17 protein-coding genes are annotated in these 14,787 nt (G+C 53.4%); 6 read left to right on the top strand and 11 right to left on the bottom strand.

The annotated features are described in order from the left end of the window. Positions 1–17 precede the first annotated feature (17 nt). The 5 genes from waaO to rfaQ are packed head-to-tail and all read right to left on the bottom strand — an operon-like array spanning position 18 to position 5,111. Entirely contained in the window at positions 18–1,034 is a 1,017-nt protein-coding gene (waaO, locus tag PU683_RS01460; RefSeq protein WP_277169773.1) for a lipopolysaccharide 3-alpha-galactosyltransferase, read from the bottom strand. Further along, positions 1,031–2,125, bottom strand: a complete 1,095-nt coding sequence (gene waaB / locus PU683_RS01455) for a lipopolysaccharide 1,6-galactosyltransferase (RefSeq protein ID WP_277169772.1) — start codon at positions 2,123–2,125, stop codon at positions 1,031–1,033. Before waaB ends, waaO begins: the two co-directional genes overlap by 4 nt. A gap of 19 nt (positions 2,126–2,144) precedes the next feature. After that, positions 2,145–2,942 (bottom strand): lipopolysaccharide core heptose(I) kinase RfaP, encoded by a 798-nt coding sequence (rfaP, locus tag PU683_RS01450; protein ID WP_277169771.1) that lies wholly within the window; start codon positions 2,940–2,942, stop codon positions 2,145–2,147. After that, positions 2,935–4,059 carry a glycosyltransferase family 4 protein gene (locus PU683_RS01445; protein WP_277169770.1) on the bottom strand — a complete coding sequence of 375 codons (1,125 nt, stop codon included), beginning with the start codon at positions 4,057–4,059 and terminating at the stop codon, positions 2,935–2,937. The genes rfaP and PU683_RS01445 overlap by 8 nt, the downstream gene beginning before the upstream one ends. Continuing rightward, positions 4,059–5,111, bottom strand: a complete 1,053-nt coding sequence (gene rfaQ / locus PU683_RS01440) for a lipopolysaccharide core heptosyltransferase RfaQ (RefSeq protein WP_277169769.1) — start codon at positions 5,109–5,111, stop codon at positions 4,059–4,061. Before rfaQ ends, PU683_RS01445 begins: the two co-directional genes overlap by 1 nt. Positions 5,112–5,495: 384 nt before the next feature. On the opposite strand from rfaQ, the gene waaA reads away from it, so the two are divergent. Then, on the top strand, positions 5,496–6,773 hold the full coding sequence (gene waaA, locus PU683_RS01435) for a lipid IV(A) 3-deoxy-D-manno-octulosonic acid transferase (RefSeq protein ID WP_277169768.1): 1,278 nt from the start codon (positions 5,496–5,498) through the stop codon (positions 6,771–6,773). Between the two features lie 8 nt (positions 6,774–6,781). Next, complete coding sequence (gene coaD / locus PU683_RS01430; protein WP_277169767.1) at positions 6,782–7,261, top strand: pantetheine-phosphate adenylyltransferase; 480 nt, start codon at positions 6,782–6,784, stop codon at positions 7,259–7,261. Between the two features lie 44 nt (positions 7,262–7,305). On the opposite strand, the gene mutM is transcribed toward coaD, so the two are convergent. The 4 genes from mutM to radC form a co-directional block, all read right to left on the bottom strand. Next, on the bottom strand, positions 7,306–8,115 hold the full coding sequence (gene mutM / locus PU683_RS01425) for a bifunctional DNA-formamidopyrimidine glycosylase/DNA-(apurinic or apyrimidinic site) lyase (RefSeq protein WP_277169766.1): 810 nt from the start codon (positions 8,113–8,115) through the stop codon (positions 7,306–7,308). A 78-nt stretch (positions 8,116–8,193) separates the two neighbouring features. After that, positions 8,194–8,361, bottom strand: coding sequence for a 50S ribosomal protein L33 (gene rpmG, locus PU683_RS01420; RefSeq protein ID WP_013094893.1), 168 nt, complete (start codon positions 8,359–8,361; stop codon positions 8,194–8,196). A 20-nt stretch (positions 8,362–8,381) separates the two neighbouring features. Further along, entirely contained in the window at positions 8,382–8,618 is a 237-nt protein-coding gene (rpmB, locus tag PU683_RS01415) for a 50S ribosomal protein L28 (protein ID WP_002436699.1), read from the bottom strand. Between the two features lie 216 nt (positions 8,619–8,834). After that, positions 8,835–9,503, bottom strand: a complete 669-nt coding sequence (radC, locus tag PU683_RS01410) for a RadC family protein (protein WP_277170467.1) — start codon at positions 9,501–9,503, stop codon at positions 8,835–8,837. Between the two features lie 169 nt (positions 9,504–9,672). Here radC and coaBC point away from each other — a divergent pair, with 169 nt between their 5' ends. From coaBC to PU683_RS01390, 4 genes are all read left to right on the top strand, one after another. Next, positions 9,673–10,887: a bifunctional phosphopantothenoylcysteine decarboxylase/phosphopantothenate--cysteine ligase CoaBC gene (gene coaBC, locus PU683_RS01405; RefSeq protein ID WP_277169765.1), complete on the top strand. Its 1,215-nt coding sequence runs from the start codon at positions 9,673–9,675 to the stop codon at positions 10,885–10,887. Further along, positions 10,865–11,323 (top strand): dUTP diphosphatase, encoded by a 459-nt coding sequence (dut, locus tag PU683_RS01400; protein WP_277169764.1) that lies wholly within the window; start codon positions 10,865–10,867, stop codon positions 11,321–11,323. Before coaBC ends, dut begins: the two co-directional genes overlap by 23 nt. 124 nt (positions 11,324–11,447) lie before the next feature. Continuing rightward, on the top strand, positions 11,448–12,044 hold the full coding sequence (gene slmA / locus PU683_RS01395; protein ID WP_277169763.1) for a nucleoid occlusion factor SlmA: 597 nt from the start codon (positions 11,448–11,450) through the stop codon (positions 12,042–12,044). A gap of 185 nt (positions 12,045–12,229) precedes the next feature. After that, on the top strand, positions 12,230–13,246 hold the full coding sequence (locus PU683_RS01390) for an SMP-30/gluconolactonase/LRE family protein (protein ID WP_277169762.1): 1,017 nt from the start codon (positions 12,230–12,232) through the stop codon (positions 13,244–13,246). A 35-nt stretch (positions 13,247–13,281) separates the two neighbouring features. On the opposite strand, the gene pyrE is transcribed toward PU683_RS01390, so the two are convergent. Together pyrE and rph are read right to left on the bottom strand one after the other, a co-directional pair. After that, positions 13,282–13,923, bottom strand: coding sequence for an orotate phosphoribosyltransferase (pyrE, locus tag PU683_RS01385; RefSeq protein ID WP_139567446.1), 642 nt, complete (start codon positions 13,921–13,923; stop codon positions 13,282–13,284). 121 nt (positions 13,924–14,044) lie between these two features. Continuing rightward, complete coding sequence (gene rph / locus PU683_RS01380) at positions 14,045–14,761, bottom strand: ribonuclease PH (RefSeq protein ID WP_277169761.1); 717 nt, start codon at positions 14,759–14,761, stop codon at positions 14,045–14,047. Positions 14,762–14,787 lie beyond the last annotated feature (26 nt).

Below are 14,787 nucleotides of genomic sequence, written 5' to 3'. Positions count from 1 at the left end.
ATCACCTATGTGTTTTTTTAGTTTGCGATTTTCTTTTGAAAATAGAACAAATAACTAATTAGCCCTTTAACGAACTTCTTCTGATGCAGCATGTGCTTGGCACAATATCGATACTGATTCGCATTTGTTGGCTTCAATAAGCGATCGTTTTTCCACGGTGACTCTTTTTTAGCCCGGAGAAAACCCTGTGAAACAGGATAATCCGACCATTCATGCCACGGTTTCGTTGGCCCGATATAATGAATGAACACCGTGTTTTCGTTCACCGGATTTAACACACCGGCCTTTAATTCATAATTAATGCTGTACTGAGTGTTGAATTTTTTATCGATAAACTTCGCTTTACTCACCAGCAGCATATTTAACACATCTTGATCGAGATGCGTAATTTTGCTGGCAACAATCGGATCGCGTAGCATTTCAATCGCATTCCGCGAGATATCATTAGCCGTCCAGCACGGAATATTAATCAGCAGGAAACCGGCATTGAAATAGCCATTAACTAAACCAGGTGAGCCCAGGCTTACTGCTCGCTTTTGCCACCAGTTAATATCACCTTCCGCGACAACCGCAGCGATCTCATGATCGTTGAATTCGAGATCAATCAGCTCCTGAACGCTGCCCTGACAAGCGATATCCGCATCGAGATAAAGCACACGATCCGCTTTTTCTGTAAAATAATCGGCAATAATAAAGCGGAAATAGGTCGCATAGGTCCAGTTTTTGGTGCTGGGAAGCGATTTCAATTTATCGCAATTCACCAGATAAACCGTAATTCGTGACTGGTACTGCTCTGCGAGTGAAGAGAACTTTTTGTTATCCTCTTCGGTTATATAATCGGTAAAGACATGGAAGGATAAGCGCTTATCTTTATTATTTAAAAGAATTGACGCTATCGAAATCCCGCATCCATAAAGAAAGTTCTTATCGATGCCGTAGGCGATATTAAACGCACTGATGCCAGCATCAGATAAATGGTTATAATCCTTTATTGAAAGAATCACGTCTTTCTCATCAAAATAAGTTTGGCTCATTTAATGCTCGTATTCAGTGCAGCGAGGACAGAGAGGATCGCCTCTCGCATACGTCGATTATATGTCTCGGTGTAAAACGTGTTAATTGATTGCTTAATCGTATCCGGCTGGAACGAGGTGCGATGATCAACGACCTGCTGCAGCAAGGTCACAAACTCAGCCATCTCGCCTGGTGGGTAGAGGTAACCATTAACACCCTGGCGAATAATATCTTCCGGGCCGGCAACACAGTTTGCACTGATACAGGGAATGCCCCACGCCATCGCTTCCAGAAGCACCATACCGAAGCCTTCAAAAGAGGAGGTCAGCAGCAATGCGGAGACCTTTTCGATCCTGTCCCTGACGACCTCCCAGGGCTGGGCCTGCCAGCCATGCCAGGTGATGTTGCTGTCGATATTGAGTTTGCGCGCGTAGGCCTTGCACTTATCAAAATCCGAGCCATCACCAATCGCATGCAGATGCCACTTGCCCTTGACCTGCGCGAGGCCATCAAGCAGATCTTTAACCCTTTTCTGCCCCTCAAACTTCATCCTGCCAACGTACAGGAAGGTCGCGGTCTCGTCCGCGTTCGGAGCGGGAATTGTGCCACTCTGCGGTGCAACCGGGTTATAGATGACGTGGACTGTCTCCTCCGCGATGTCCCGCGCCTCCATCTGCCTTTTGATGCCGCTGCTTATCGCGAGGTGATAATCAGCCCAGGCCACACAGTCGCCGTGCTTTTTATGATCCAGCGAGAAATGAGGCCATGACAAAATGGTAAAACGATGTTTGCATTTCTGCTGGGCTCTGCTTGTCAGGAAGCAGGAGGGGGTATCAATACAGATAACAAGGTCGGGCTTATGCTCATCTATCCAACGCTTTAAATTACGAATATGGATCGCGCGCCTGATAAAGCTGATTTTCACCTTTGAAAATGAGTAAGCAGCATCAATTCCTGCCAGCCATCCTTTATCCATTTTGTCGTTACGGCAAAAAAAGAACACCTCGCACTGCGCAAAGGCGTCCTGCTGAAACGAATGAATGACGGCCTTAATGACCGTTTCCATGCCACCAAAGCCCGATACGGCTTCGCCAACAAATGCAATTTTCATGGAGTGACCACTTCTCATTTTAGAGAGACTTACGTTCCGTTCTTTCGCGGATCTTTTCAGCCCGGGCCTGCGCTTGTGCTAATAAACCCGCTTCTTGCTGAACGATATTTCGCGGCGATGCGGCAAAGTAGACCGTAAGAAAACGCCAGATATCCCGCTGGGTAAGCCCAATATTGAGTGAAGAGAAGTAGAGCCCGATCAGGTCCTTATCTCGCCAGCGCGTCGGCACATGCGCACGCATTTGCGCACGATGAAGATCAATCACCGAGATTTTCAGGCTCTTTTCATCGCCTGTGAAAGGCAGGTGGAGCAGAAAATGGCAGATATAGCAGTCACGATGGTTAACCCCGGCCTGATGCATCTTGCGCACCATGGTGGCGACGCGCCGAATAATCATCCGTTTGATGCGCGGTTCCGGGGGTACCGCCCGCCAGTCTGCGCAATAATCTTCGAGGCTGATGGTTGGCGTCAGATCTTCAGTGATAATAAAGGACGTTTTATTGATAGGGTTGGCACCCTTTTCGCCAAACCCAACGCCGTGCATGGTATCAACACCTGCATCATGCAAACGATGAATGGCTTTCCACTCGCGATCGGCACCCAGCACCGGCAGGCGCAGTGAAAGCAGATTTTTCAACACCTCTTTAAACGCGGTGCCCTGGTGCCATTTCAGGAAATAGCTTTTACCGGCAAGTTCGAAACGCAGGGTGCGCCGCGTTTCGAGCTGGCGAAACACCTCTCCCTGTAACTTTTCGACTTCGGCAAACGCATCTTTACCCCGCCAGAGTGTCGCCAGCGGCTCTTTCAATTCAACCATTCACTTCACCCGTAATGATGTCCGCCGCTCTCTCCGGCAGGCTATAAAGATCTTCTGTGTCCGCGAAGTGACGCGCCCGCTCTGCCCACGCTTCGCGCAAGGCAGTCTCTTGCAATGCACGCTGTAGCGCCTCGTTTAACGCGGCCTGAGACCATGGCTCTTCAATTACCACGCCGCACTGCGCGCGGGCAATGTAGTGCGCATATCCGCAAACGCCGCTGGCGATCACCGGCAGGCCGGCGGTTATCGCTTCGAGCAGCACAATGCCCGCTGCTTCCTGATAGGCCGGATGCATCAGCAGATCGGCACCCGCCATCAGTTCGGCCACATCGCTGCGCCCTGAGAAGAAGTGCACATTCTCTTTGATACCTGCCTTCGCCGCCTGTGCGGCAAAGCGTCCGGGTTTGTCCTGACCGACCACAAATAGCTGCGTCTTACTTCTTAATGGCTCTGGCAATGCGGCAACAGCGGCAAGTGTACGATCAACGCCTTTCCTGCTGAAATCGGATCCGACCTGTAACAGCCAGAAATGATCGTCCGCGATGCCATTTTTTTCACGGTAGATCTGGCGGCTGTTGGCGATCTGCTGGCTATATTTACGATCGGGATAGATCCCCGGTGGCAGAATGTGAAACCTGTCGCTTTCGGTATGGTAATGCCGTTGAAAATCGCCAATCTGCTTATCCGTCAGCATCAGCAACTGCGTCGCCTTCCCGTGTTCAAAGGTCGCTTTCTCAAAGGCAGCATAATGGCGGTAACGGGCCGTCAGGCGGTAGAAGAAGCCCTTCTCCTGCGCCACTTTTTCGGCGTAGCAAACATCGGCCGCATAGTAGACATCAAGACCCGGCATTTTATTGAAGCCGACCACACGATCGGCGGGGTGTTTTGCCAGATGCGTCACTACCCAGGCGTGGTATTCGGCGTTGCGACCGTGGTTGGTGCGTGACGTGACCGGGACGCGGATCAGCTCAAACTCTGCTGGCACATCGCCTTCCCAGGACTGGACATAGACCCTGACATGATGCCCACGCCCGGCAACGGTCTGCGCAATGCGCATAAAATCGCGCTGCAGACCGCCGAAGGGAAAATATTTATATAAGCAGAAAGCGACAATCATCAGGAGACGCCTTCTAAAGAGGGCAGCATTTTCTCTGTCGCCGCGATGACATCTTCTGCCGGAATAACAGAGAGATATCTCTTATTTCTGTCCAGCTGGCTACGCGCTGGCATCGGCTGGTAATTACCGGCCCAGAACTGGATGATGTTGTCGCTCCACGGCCGCCAGAAAACGTGGTCGGTGGCACCGAAGAGACAGATAATTGGCGTCTTCACCGCGGCGGCGATATGACCCGGCGCGGAATCCACGCCGATAAACAGCGCGGCGTGGGCAATTAAGGCACCGAGTTCAGGAAAACGCGTTTTCCCCGCCAGAGAAGTGACAGGCCTGCGCGCGCATCCGCGGGCAATCTCCTCAACGCAGGCGAGATCGTCAGCGCCCGGGCCGGAGGTCAGTACAACGTCATATCCTCGAGCTTGCAGCGCATCAATCACCTGCGAGAATTTTTCATTGTCCCAGCATTTAAATAGCTGGCGGGCCGTCGGTTGTACAACGACGTAGTGCTCGCCAACGCCTGCCTCATTCAGCGCGCTGCGCATACGCTCCCAGTGGTCGGGGGCGTAGCTCATGGTGGTATCACGGCAGAAGTCGGTGATGCCCAGCGGAGCAAGGGTTGATAAGTTACGTTCTACCGCGTGCTCACCGGCGAACGGCGCGAGATGCGTAAAGCTCTTTTTCCAGAAAGCGGACTGGCGATGAGCGTAATCCTGCGAAATTTTCACTTTTGCCGACAGGCAGCGCACCAGCGGCGCCACAATATGCTGATCCGTCAGATTCACGATGAGATCGTAATTATTCTTGCGTAATTGGCTCATCAGACCGAAGAAATTCCCTATCTTTTCCTTTAAGGACGCCCCTTTATTGCTCATGCCATAAAGCGCATGAATCTCAGGATTTTCGGATAAGATTGGCATTGTGTCTTTGTAAAGCAGCATATCAATGCGCGCATCAGGATAGTTGCGTTTTAACGTACTGATGACCGGCGTGGTCAGCAGCATGTCTCCATGAAAACGCATTTTTATGACCAGAATTCGGTGAAATGGCTTTTCCACAATCGGCTCTTCTTGATGTATATCCGTGAAAAATTACAGGCACGCTACCGCCCCAGGCTCGACAGCTACCTGAACACTGATATTGCACACTTATAGATCTTTTATTGTACCACTTCTTTATCATCAATCCGACCCGCAGCACTTTTCAACAAACCCCTTAAAAAAAACATAAAAATCAAAACAATAAATACTTTTCTTAGTCACATGCTCCTGATGGGTACGTTCTGAAACATTCAATAAAATAGATAAAAATGAAAAAAAATTGATAAGACTGATACTAATGACGCTATAAGAGGTGAATTTGGACGATTTCAGCAAAAGTAATAGCAATAGCGGTACTAAATACATAAAATCCCCTGCACATTCCTAAGCCTGCAACGTACTATGCTCCAATTGCTCTACACCACACTGCTGTACATCATTCAGCCGCTGATTTGGGTGCGGTTATGGGTGCGTGGTGCAAAAGCTCCGGCTTACCGTAAACGTTGGGGCGAGCGCTATGGCTTCTACAAGAAGCCGTTGAAAGCAGGCGGCATCATGCTGCACTCTGTCTCCGTGGGCGAAACGCTGGCGGCAATTCCGCTGGTGCGCGCCTTACGCCATCGCTATCCCGATTTGCCCATAACCGTCACCACCATGACGCCAACTGGCTCCGAGCGCGTGATGTCAGCATTCGGTGGCGACGTGCAGCATGTTTATCTGCCTTACGATCTGCCCGGCGCGCTAAACCGTTTCCTCGATAAAGTTGACCCCAAGCTGGTGTTGATTATGGAAACCGAGCTGTGGCCAAACCTGATTAGCGCGCTGCACAAACGAAGCATTCCGCTGGTCATCGCTAACGCCCGGCTCTCGGCGCGCTCTGCCGCTGGCTATGCGAAGCTGGGTAAATTTATCCAGAAGCTGCTGCGCAAAATTACGCTGATTGCCGCGCAAAACAGCGAAGATGGCGACCGTTTTATCGCACTTGGTGCCAGGCGCAATCAGCTTACCGTAACCGGCAGCCTGAAGTTTGATATCTCCGTCACACCGCAACTGGCCTCCCGCGCTGTCGCCCTGCGTCGCCAGTGGGCGCCGCATCGTCCGGTCTGGATTGCGACCAGCACCCACGAAGGGGAAGAGAGCATCATGCTGCTCGCGCATCAGGCCTTGCTAAAACAGTTTCCTGATTTACTCTTGATTCTGGTTCCACGTCATCCTGAACGCTTTCCTGACGCCGTCAATATGGTGCGGGATGCGGGTTTGAGTTTTATCACGCGCTCTTCCGGCGAGATCCCCTCTGCCAGCACCCAGGTGGTGGTTGGCGATACGATGGGTGAGCTGATGCTGCTTTACGGCATTGCAGATTTGGCATTTGTCGGCGGGTCGCTGGTAGAGAGAGGCGGTCATAACCCCCTTGAAGCCGCCGCACATGCAATCCCGGTGTTGATGGGGCCGCATACGTTCAACTTCAAAGATATCTGCGCACGGTTGACGCAGGCCGATGGGTTGATCACCGTAAACGACGTGGATGCGCTCATCAAAGAGATCACCTCTTTGTTGACCGATGAAGATTACCGGAGTTTTTACGGTCGCCACGCAGTGGAAGTGCTCTATCAGAATCAGGGCGCTCTGCAGCTTCTGTTGCAACTGCTGGAACCCTATCTGCCACCTAAAGCGCAATAAGGTCGATTATGCAAAAGCGGGCGATCTACCCTGGTACATTTGATCCTATCACTAACGGGCATATCGATATTGTGACCCGTGCCGCCGTGATGTTTGATGAGCTGATACTGGCAATTGCCGCCAGCCCGAGCAAAAAACCGATGTTCAGCCTTGACGAGCGCGTTGCGCTGGCGCAGCAGGCGACGTCGCATCTGCAAAATGTCACGGTAGTCGGTTTTAGCGATCTGATGGCCAATTTCGCGCGTGATCAGCAGGCCACGATTTTGATCCGCGGTCTGCGCGCAGTAGCGGATTTTGAGTATGAGATGCAGCTGGCGCATATGAACCGGCATCTGATGCCGGATCTGGAAAGCGTCTATTTAATGCCGTCGAAAGAGTGGTCATTTATCTCCTCTTCACTGGTCAAAGAGGTGGCGCGCCATCAGGGCGACGTCGCGCATTTCCTGCCGCAGCCAGTTCACCAGGCGCTGCTTGATAAGCTGAAGTAAGCTTCAATGCCGGATAGCTTATCTGGCTTTTATTCCATACCTGTTTATTTCTGACACTGTCGGCAGTAAAACGTCGAGCGCTGCGCATGTTTTGCCGCCACGATGGGTGCCCCGCAGATGCGACACGGCTGCCCTTCCCGCCCGTAAACCTGTAACTCCTGCGCGAAGTAACCGGGTTTGCCGTCGCTTTGCAGGAAGTCTTTCAGCGTCGTTCCGCCTTGCTCAATGGAGCGTAACAGCACCGCTTTGATCACCCGTACCAGCAGTTCATACTCCTGCTGCGAGAGGGATGAGGCCAGCCGATCGGGATGGATCCCGGCGGCAAACAGCGATTCGCTGGCATAAATATTCCCGACGCCCACTACCAGCTTGTTATCCATCAGCCAGGGTTTTATCGCCGTTTTCTTCTTTGCGCACTTCTCCCGCAGATAGTCAGCATTAAACGCGTCGCTTAACGGCTCGGGGCCGAGATGCGCCAGCACATTATGCCCTTCCAGCTCTTTGGTCCACAGCCAGGCGCCGAAACGACGCGGATCGGTATAACGCAGCACTTTGCCGTTACTCATCACCAGATCAACATGGTCATGTTTTTGTGCAGGAAGCTCGTGGGGAAGAATGCGCAGACTGCCGGACATGCCGAGGTGAATGATGATCCAGCCGTCCGGCAACTCCAGTAACAGGTATTTAGCGCGTCGCTGCACGCTGAGCACCGGTTTATCGCTCAGGCTGTGGATCTCTTCGGAAACAGGCCAGCGCAAGCGACCGTTGCGCACCACCGCATGCAGGATGGTTTCACCGACCAGGTGCGGCTCAATGCCTCTGCGGCTGGTTTCAACTTCAGGTAATTCAGGCATCTCATCTCCAGCTTTTTGCGGGCTATCAGAAATGCAAAAACCCCGACAATGCGGGGTTTTTGTTCAAGAAAACTAAAATTATTTAATTTTAGCTTCTTTGTACATCACGTGCTGACGGACAACTGGATCGAATTTTTTCAGTTCCAGTTTTTCCGGCTTAGTACGTTTGTTCTTCGTGGTGGTGTAGAAGTGACCAGTACCAGCGGAAGAAACCAGCTTGATTTTCTCACGAATACCTTTAGCCATGATTTATATCCTTTAAGTACTTAGTACTTTTCGCCACGGGCACGCAGTTCAGACAGAACTGTATCGATGCCTTTCTTATCAATTACACGCATACCTTTAGCAGATACACGCAGGGTGACAAAACGCTTTTCGCTCTCAACCCAAAAACGGTGAGAGTGCAGGTTCGGCAGGAAACGGCGTTTAGTCGCGTTCAGTGCGTGGGAACGGTTATTACCGGTCACCGGACGCTTGCCAGTAACTTGGCAGACTCGGGACATGTCTATTCTCCAAAAATCAAATTAGCTCGAGCTTCGTATGGGGTATTGGCGCCTCGTCAGGCTTTACAGCCCGGTCATCGCAGTTCTATGTGAACTCTCGATTGCCAGGCCCAAATGCCAAACCCGAGATTCTCAAAGGTGGCGTAGTATACGCTGACTCGGCGGTGTGCTCAAGTCCCGAACAGACAAAGATCCCGATGGATCGCGCAAAGTGGTCTAAATCCAACCGCGTTCTGCAAAAGAAACGCACTCGCCGCGGCCAATGATCAGATGATCAAGAACGCGAATGTCCATGAGTTGGCAGCATTTTATCACTCGTTCGGTGATGGCCTTATCTGCTCTACTGGGCTCAGCATTACCCGAGGGGTGATTATGCGCGAGGATCACGCCAACCGCATTGAATTTTATCGCTTCGCGTAAAATTTCTCGCGGATGCACCTCAACATGGTTAATCGTGCCGGAAAATAGCCGGGCGTGTTTAATGATGCGATTGCGGTTATCAAGCAGAATCACCATAAAGACCTCCCGCTCTTCGTTTGCCAGCTGGCTCTGCAAAAACTCCCGCACCATCTCCGGGCTCAGCAGAGAACTCTCCTCGGCAATACGCGCGTTGTAAGAGCGTCTCGCCAGCTCACCGATGCCCCTGAGCTGCGCATATTTGGCAACGCCAATGCCCGAGATAAACCGAAACTCATCATAGTCGGCACAGAGCAGAGAGTGGAGCGAGCTAAAGTGGTTTAGCATCTCACGCGCCACGGTAAGTACGCTTTTACCACACGCGCCGGTGCGTAAAAAGAGCGCCAGTAACTCAACGTCCGTAAGGGATTCAACGCCCAGCTGCATCATTTTCTCACGCGGCTTTTGAGGAATTAACACAATCGCCATATCCACACCTCCCTGTCTGGTCATTATGCTGCCACAACTAGGGAAGCTCATCGAATGGCACTTTTCAACGCTGCGTAGCGCCTCGCAAAGTGGTTCACGAGCATAGGCACGACGACATGAGGATTGTGATAAAATCCCCAGCCTCTGGCGAATCCAACAGGAAAGAATCATGACAACTCTGGCGGGTAAAAAAATTGTCCTCGGCGTAAGCGGCGGTATCGCGGCCTATAAAGCGCCTGAGCTGGTGCGTCGCTTACGCGATAGGGGCGCGGAAGTCCGCGTGGCGCTAACCGAGGCCGCCAAAGCTTTTATCACACCGCTGAGTCTGCAGGCCGTTTCCGGTTATCCGGTCTCCGACAGCCTGCTCGACCCGGCTGCGGAAGCGGCAATGGGGCATATCGAGTTGGGTAAATGGGCCGATCTGGTGATTCTGGCCCCCGCCACCGCCGATTTAATCGCCCGCGTCGCGGCGGGAATGGCGAATGACCTGGTCTCAACCATCTGTCTGGCCACGCCATCACCGGTTGCGGTTGTTCCGGCAATGAATCAGCAGATGTACCGCAATGCCGCTACCCAACACAACCTGCAGGTGCTCGCTTCGCGCGGTTTGCTGTTATGGGGACCAGACAGCGGCAGCCAGGCCTGCGGGGATGTTGGTCCGGGGCGCATGCTCGATCCGCTGACCATCGTTGATATGGCCGCAGCTCACTTTTCGCCGGTCAAGGATTTGCAACATCTGAACATTATGATTACCGCCGGTCCGACCCGCGAACCGCTGGATCCGGTGCGTTACATCACCAATCTCAGCTCCGGCAAAATGGGCTTTGCCATTGCTGAAGCTGCCGCGAAGCGTGGCGCGAACGTGACGCTGGTGTCGGGCCCGGTGTCGCTGCCTACACCCGCCTTTGTTCAGCGCGTGGACGTTACCACCGCCCTTGAGATGGAAGCGGCGGTACAGCAGCGTGCCCAGCAGCAGCACATTTTTATCGGCTGTGCGGCGGTCGCGGACTACCGCGCCAGCCAAGTCGCCCCGGAGAAAATTAAAAAGCAAGGCGATGAAATCACAATAAAAATGGTGAAAAACCCCGATATTGTCGCCGGCGTTGCGGCGCTCACCAGCCATCGTCCTTATGTCGTTGGGTTTGCCGCGGAAACGAATAATGTGGAAGAATACGCCCGGCAGAAACGCGCCCGCAAAAACCTCGACCTGATTTGCGCCAACGATGTTTCGCAATCTAATCAAGGCTTTAATAGCGACAACAACGCATTACATCTGTTCTGGCACGATGGCGATAAGCGCTTGCCGCTGGAGCGCAAAGCGCTGCTGGGACACCTATTACTGGACGAGATTGTTACCCGTTATGATGAAAAAAATCGACGTTAAGATTCTGGACCCGCGCGTGGGTGAGCAGTTCCCGCTGCCGACCTATGCCACTTCCGGCTCCGCCGGTCTTGACCTGCGCGCCTGTCTGGATGACGCCGTAGAGCTTGCGCCTGGCGCCACCACGCTGCTGCCGACCGGCCTGGCGATTCACATTGCCGACCCAACGCTCGCTGCCGTGATTCTGCCGCGCTCGGGCCTGGGTCATAAACATGGCGTGGTGCTGGGCAACCTGGTTGGGCTGATTGATTCCGATTACCAGGGGCAGCTGATGGTCTCCGTCTGGAACCGCGGCCAGGAGAGCTTCACCATAGTGCCTGGTGAACGTATCGCGCAGATGGTCTTTGTGCCGGTCGTGCAGGCTGAATTTAACCTGGTGGAAGAGTTCGATGCCACCGCGCGTGGCGAAGGCGGTTTTGGCCATTCCGGGCGTCAATAATCCGCGCTATTTAACGCATTACACAACACTATAACGCGATAAGATGATCGCAAATGCCAGGCATTTGCGGTCGTTGTGTGGTTGCTCGCCTGACAAGTGATTATTTTCTGGGGTTTTTTAGAACATGGCAGAAAAACAAACTGCGAAAAAGAATCGCCGTGAGGAAATCCTTCAATCTCTGGCGTTAATGCTTGAATCCAGCGATGGGAGCCAACGTATTACCACGGCGAAACTGGCGGCCTCGGTCGGCGTCTCTGAAGCCGCGCTGTATCGTCACTTTCCCAGCAAAACGCGCATGTTCGATAGCCTGATCGAGTTTATCGAAGATAGCCTGATTACCCGCATCAACCTGATTTTAAAAGATGAAAAAGATACCACAGCGCGTTTGCGTCTGATTGTCTTACTGATTCTGGGCTTCGGCGAACGTAATCCCGGTTTGACCCGCATCATGACCGGCCATGCGCTGATGTTTGAGCAGGATCGCCTGCAGGGGCGCATCAACCAGCTGTTTGAACGTATCGAAGCGCAGTTGCGCCAGGTACTGCGCGAACGCAAAATGCGTGAGGGCGAAGGGTACGCGACCGACGAAACGCTGCTGGCCAGCCAGCTGCTGGCCTTCTGTGAAGGGATGTTGTCGCGCTATGTGCGTAGCGAGTTCAAATATAGCCCGACCGGGGATTTCGAGGCGCGCTGGCCGCTTTTACTTCTGCAATTACAGTAATCACCTTATGCAGCCTCTGTGGCTGCATTCACATTTCCCGCCATTCTGTGTAAAAGCCCAACGTAATTCGTAACAATGCCAGATGTGGCACCCTTCCCGGTTCTCTACGCTCCTTCAGGCACGCTATTTCTGCCTAAAACACAGTACCGCTTCGATACCCTACAAAAGCAAGAAGGAGAGACCGGATGGCAACATCTCGTCGGGAACTGTTAAAGCTGAGCGGTATCGCTACCGCTTCCCTGTTACTGAGTCAAAAAAGTTTTGCTGCCTGGACGCCTGCGCAACGCTACCCCGATCCGCGCGTGGTCGCGCTCGATGATGCCTTTCGCGAGTACATGGTCTCCAGCGCGAAGGTGGAGCAAATCGCCACCGGCTGTCGTTGGGCGGAAGGGCCGGTATGGTTTGGTGATATGCGCATGCTGCTCTGGAGCGATATCCCCAACAATGCGGTAATGCGCTGGGATGAGCAGACCGGCGAGATCGGTGTTTTTCGCAAACCGGCAAATAACGCCAATGGGCATGCCCGCGATCGGCAGGGAAGGCTGATCAGCTGCGAGCACGACACGCGGCGCGTTACGCGCACGGAGTATGACGGCACCATCACGGTACTGGCGGATAGCTTCACCGGTAAGCCGCTCAACTCACCGAACGATATCGCCGTCAAATCAGACGGTTCGATCTGGTTTACCGATCCGCCATTTGGCATCGCCGGTTTTTATGAAGGACACAAAGCCGCGCCGCAGCTGCCGCAGAATGTTTATCGCCTCGATCCGCAGACCTGTAAGCTGGAAGTGGTGCTGGAGGATGTTCGCGGGCCTAATGGCATCTGCTTTTCGCCAGACGAAAAAATCCTCTATGTGGTGGAGAGCCGCGCCGCACCTAATCGCTTAATTCTGGCGTGGGACATTATCGACGGGCAGTTACAAAACAAGCGGGTGCATATTGATTGTGGCAACGGCACTGCAGACGGTATCGCCTGCGATGTTGACGGCAATTTATGGTGCGGATGGGGGATGGGCAGCGACGAGCTGGATGGTGTCCGGGTGTTTAACCCACAGGGCAACGCGATTGGCATGATTCATCTGCCCGAGCGCTGCGCCAATCTCTGCTTCGGCGGTGAGCAGCGAAACAGGCTCTTTATGGCAGCCAGCACCTCGATTTACGCCCTGTATGTCAACACGCAGGGCGCGCAGCTTCTGTAAGGCGAAACCCGGCAGGCCTGCTGCCGGGTGGCTATTCAGACGCCATACTCTTCGCGATACGCACGCACGGAGGCGACCAGATCGGCTAACTCCGGCTTCTCTTCCAGATAGTCTACCAGGTCATTCAGCGTAATGATGGAAATCACCTTGCAGCCGTAATCACGCTCAACTTCCTGAATCGCGGAGATATCTGCGCGACCCCGCTCCTGGCGGTCAAGCGAGATCAGCACGCCGGCGAGCGTCGCGCCGTTAGCCTGAATAATCTCCATCGACTCGCGGATCGCTGTCCCGGCGGTGATCACATCATCCACCAGCATTACACGACCCTGCAGCGCGCTGCCGACCAGGTTACCGCCTTCGCCGTGATCTTTGGCTTCTTTACGGTTAAAGCAGTAAGGCACATCGCGCTCGTGATGTTCTGCCAGCGCCACCGCGGTGGTGGTCGCAATCGGAATACCTTTATAGGCCGGGCCGAACAGCAGATCGAAATCAATCCCGGAATCCATTAACGCTTCAGCGTAAAAACGACCTAATAGCGCCAGATCGCGCCCGGTATTAAACAGCCCGGCATTAAAGAAATAGGGGCTTTTGCGCCCGGATTTCAGCGTGAATTCGCCAAACTTCAGTACCTGTTTGTTAAGCGCAAATTCAATAAACTGACGCTGGTACGCTTTCATGGATCCGCTCCTCTTCCTGTTTGTAATGATTTAAACATTTAACAAAGTACGTTGCGCAGGCTACCGGGCCGAAGCCCGAATGTTGCGCAAAAAAAAGGGCGACTCATCGTCGCCCTCAAAATCAATTTTCTAACGCCGCTTTTTGCGCCGCGACAATGGACTCAATGCCCCCTCGGGCTAGCGCCAGCATCGCGAGCAGCTCTTCATGAGTGAAGGGCTCGCCCTCTGCGGTGCCCTGCACTTCAATCATGCGGCCATCTTCGGTCATCACGACATTCATGTCGGTCTCAGCCGCTGAGTCTTCAACATACTCCAGATCGCACACCGCTTCGCCATTAACGATGCCAACAGAGACGGCCGCGACCATGCCTTTCATCGGGTTGCTCTTCAGCTTGCCTGCGGCAACGAGTTTGTTCAGCGCATCGGCCAGCGCCACGCACGCACCGGTGATCGACGCGGTACGGGTACCGCCATCGGCCTGCAGAACATCGCAATCGAGAGTGATAGTAAATTCGCCAAGCGCTTTCAGATCGACCGCCGCGCGCAGTGCACGCGCGATCAGTCGCTGGATCTCCATAGTGCGTCCGCCCTGCTTGCCCTTCGCCGCTTCACGGGCGTTACGGGTGTGCGTCGAACGCGGCAACATGCCATATTCGGCAGTGATCCAGCCCTGGCCCTGGCCTTTAAGGAAGCGTGGAACACCTTCGTCGATGGAGGCGGTGCAGAGCACTTTGGTGTCGCCAAATTCCACCAGCACGGAACCTTCTGCGTGTTTTGTGTAGTTACGGGTCAGGGTGACGGGGCGCACTTGAGTGGCGCTTCGGCCTGCTGGACGCATGATGATTTCTCCGGCTGTTACGAATG

This window comes from Candidatus Kosakonia sp. 282A-S69 (assembly GCF_029433855.1).
Classification (GTDB): domain Bacteria; phylum Pseudomonadota; class Gammaproteobacteria; order Enterobacterales; family Enterobacteriaceae; genus Kosakonia; species Kosakonia cowanii_A.
This window is presented reverse-complemented; position numbering and strand designations above follow the sequence as displayed.

Excerpts from the sequence above, each read along its gene's own strand:
- waaO (WP_277169773.1), bottom strand. The coding sequence starts at position 1,034 with ATGAGCCAAACTTATTTTGATGAGAAAGACGTGATTCTTTCAATAAAG.
- waaB (WP_277169772.1), bottom strand. The coding sequence starts at position 2,125 with ATGAAAATTGCATTTGTTGGCGAAGCCGTATCGGGCTTTGGTGGCATG.
- rfaP (WP_277169771.1), bottom strand. The coding sequence starts at position 2,942 with ATGGTTGAATTGAAAGAGCCGCTGGCGACACTCTGGCGGGGTAAAGAT.
- PU683_RS01445 (WP_277169770.1), bottom strand. The coding sequence starts at position 4,059 with ATGATTGTCGCTTTCTGCTTATATAAATATTTTCCCTTCGGCGGTCTG.
- waaA (WP_277169768.1), top strand. The coding sequence starts at position 5,496 with ATGCTCCAATTGCTCTACACCACACTGCTGTACATCATTCAGCCGCTG.
- coaD (WP_277169767.1), top strand. The coding sequence starts at position 6,782 with ATGCAAAAGCGGGCGATCTACCCTGGTACATTTGATCCTATCACTAAC.
- mutM (WP_277169766.1), bottom strand. The coding sequence starts at position 8,115 with ATGCCTGAATTACCTGAAGTTGAAACCAGCCGCAGAGGCATTGAGCCG.
- rpmG (WP_013094893.1), bottom strand. The coding sequence starts at position 8,361 with ATGGCTAAAGGTATTCGTGAGAAAATCAAGCTGGTTTCTTCCGCTGGT.
- rpmB (WP_002436699.1), bottom strand. The coding sequence starts at position 8,618 with ATGTCCCGAGTCTGCCAAGTTACTGGCAAGCGTCCGGTGACCGGTAAT.
- radC (WP_277170467.1), bottom strand. The coding sequence starts at position 9,503 with ATGGCGATTGTGTTAATTCCTCAAAAGCCGCGTGAGAAAATGATGCAG.
- coaBC (WP_277169765.1), top strand. The coding sequence starts at position 9,673 with ATGACAACTCTGGCGGGTAAAAAAATTGTCCTCGGCGTAAGCGGCGGT.
- dut (WP_277169764.1), top strand. The coding sequence starts at position 10,865 with ATGATGAAAAAAATCGACGTTAAGATTCTGGACCCGCGCGTGGGTGAG.
- slmA (WP_277169763.1), top strand. The coding sequence starts at position 11,448 with ATGGCAGAAAAACAAACTGCGAAAAAGAATCGCCGTGAGGAAATCCTT.
- PU683_RS01390 (WP_277169762.1), top strand. The coding sequence starts at position 12,230 with ATGGCAACATCTCGTCGGGAACTGTTAAAGCTGAGCGGTATCGCTACC.
- pyrE (WP_139567446.1), bottom strand. The coding sequence starts at position 13,923 with ATGAAAGCGTACCAGCGTCAGTTTATTGAATTTGCGCTTAACAAACAG.
- rph (WP_277169761.1), bottom strand. The coding sequence starts at position 14,761 with ATGCGTCCAGCAGGCCGAAGCGCCACTCAAGTGCGCCCCGTCACCCTG.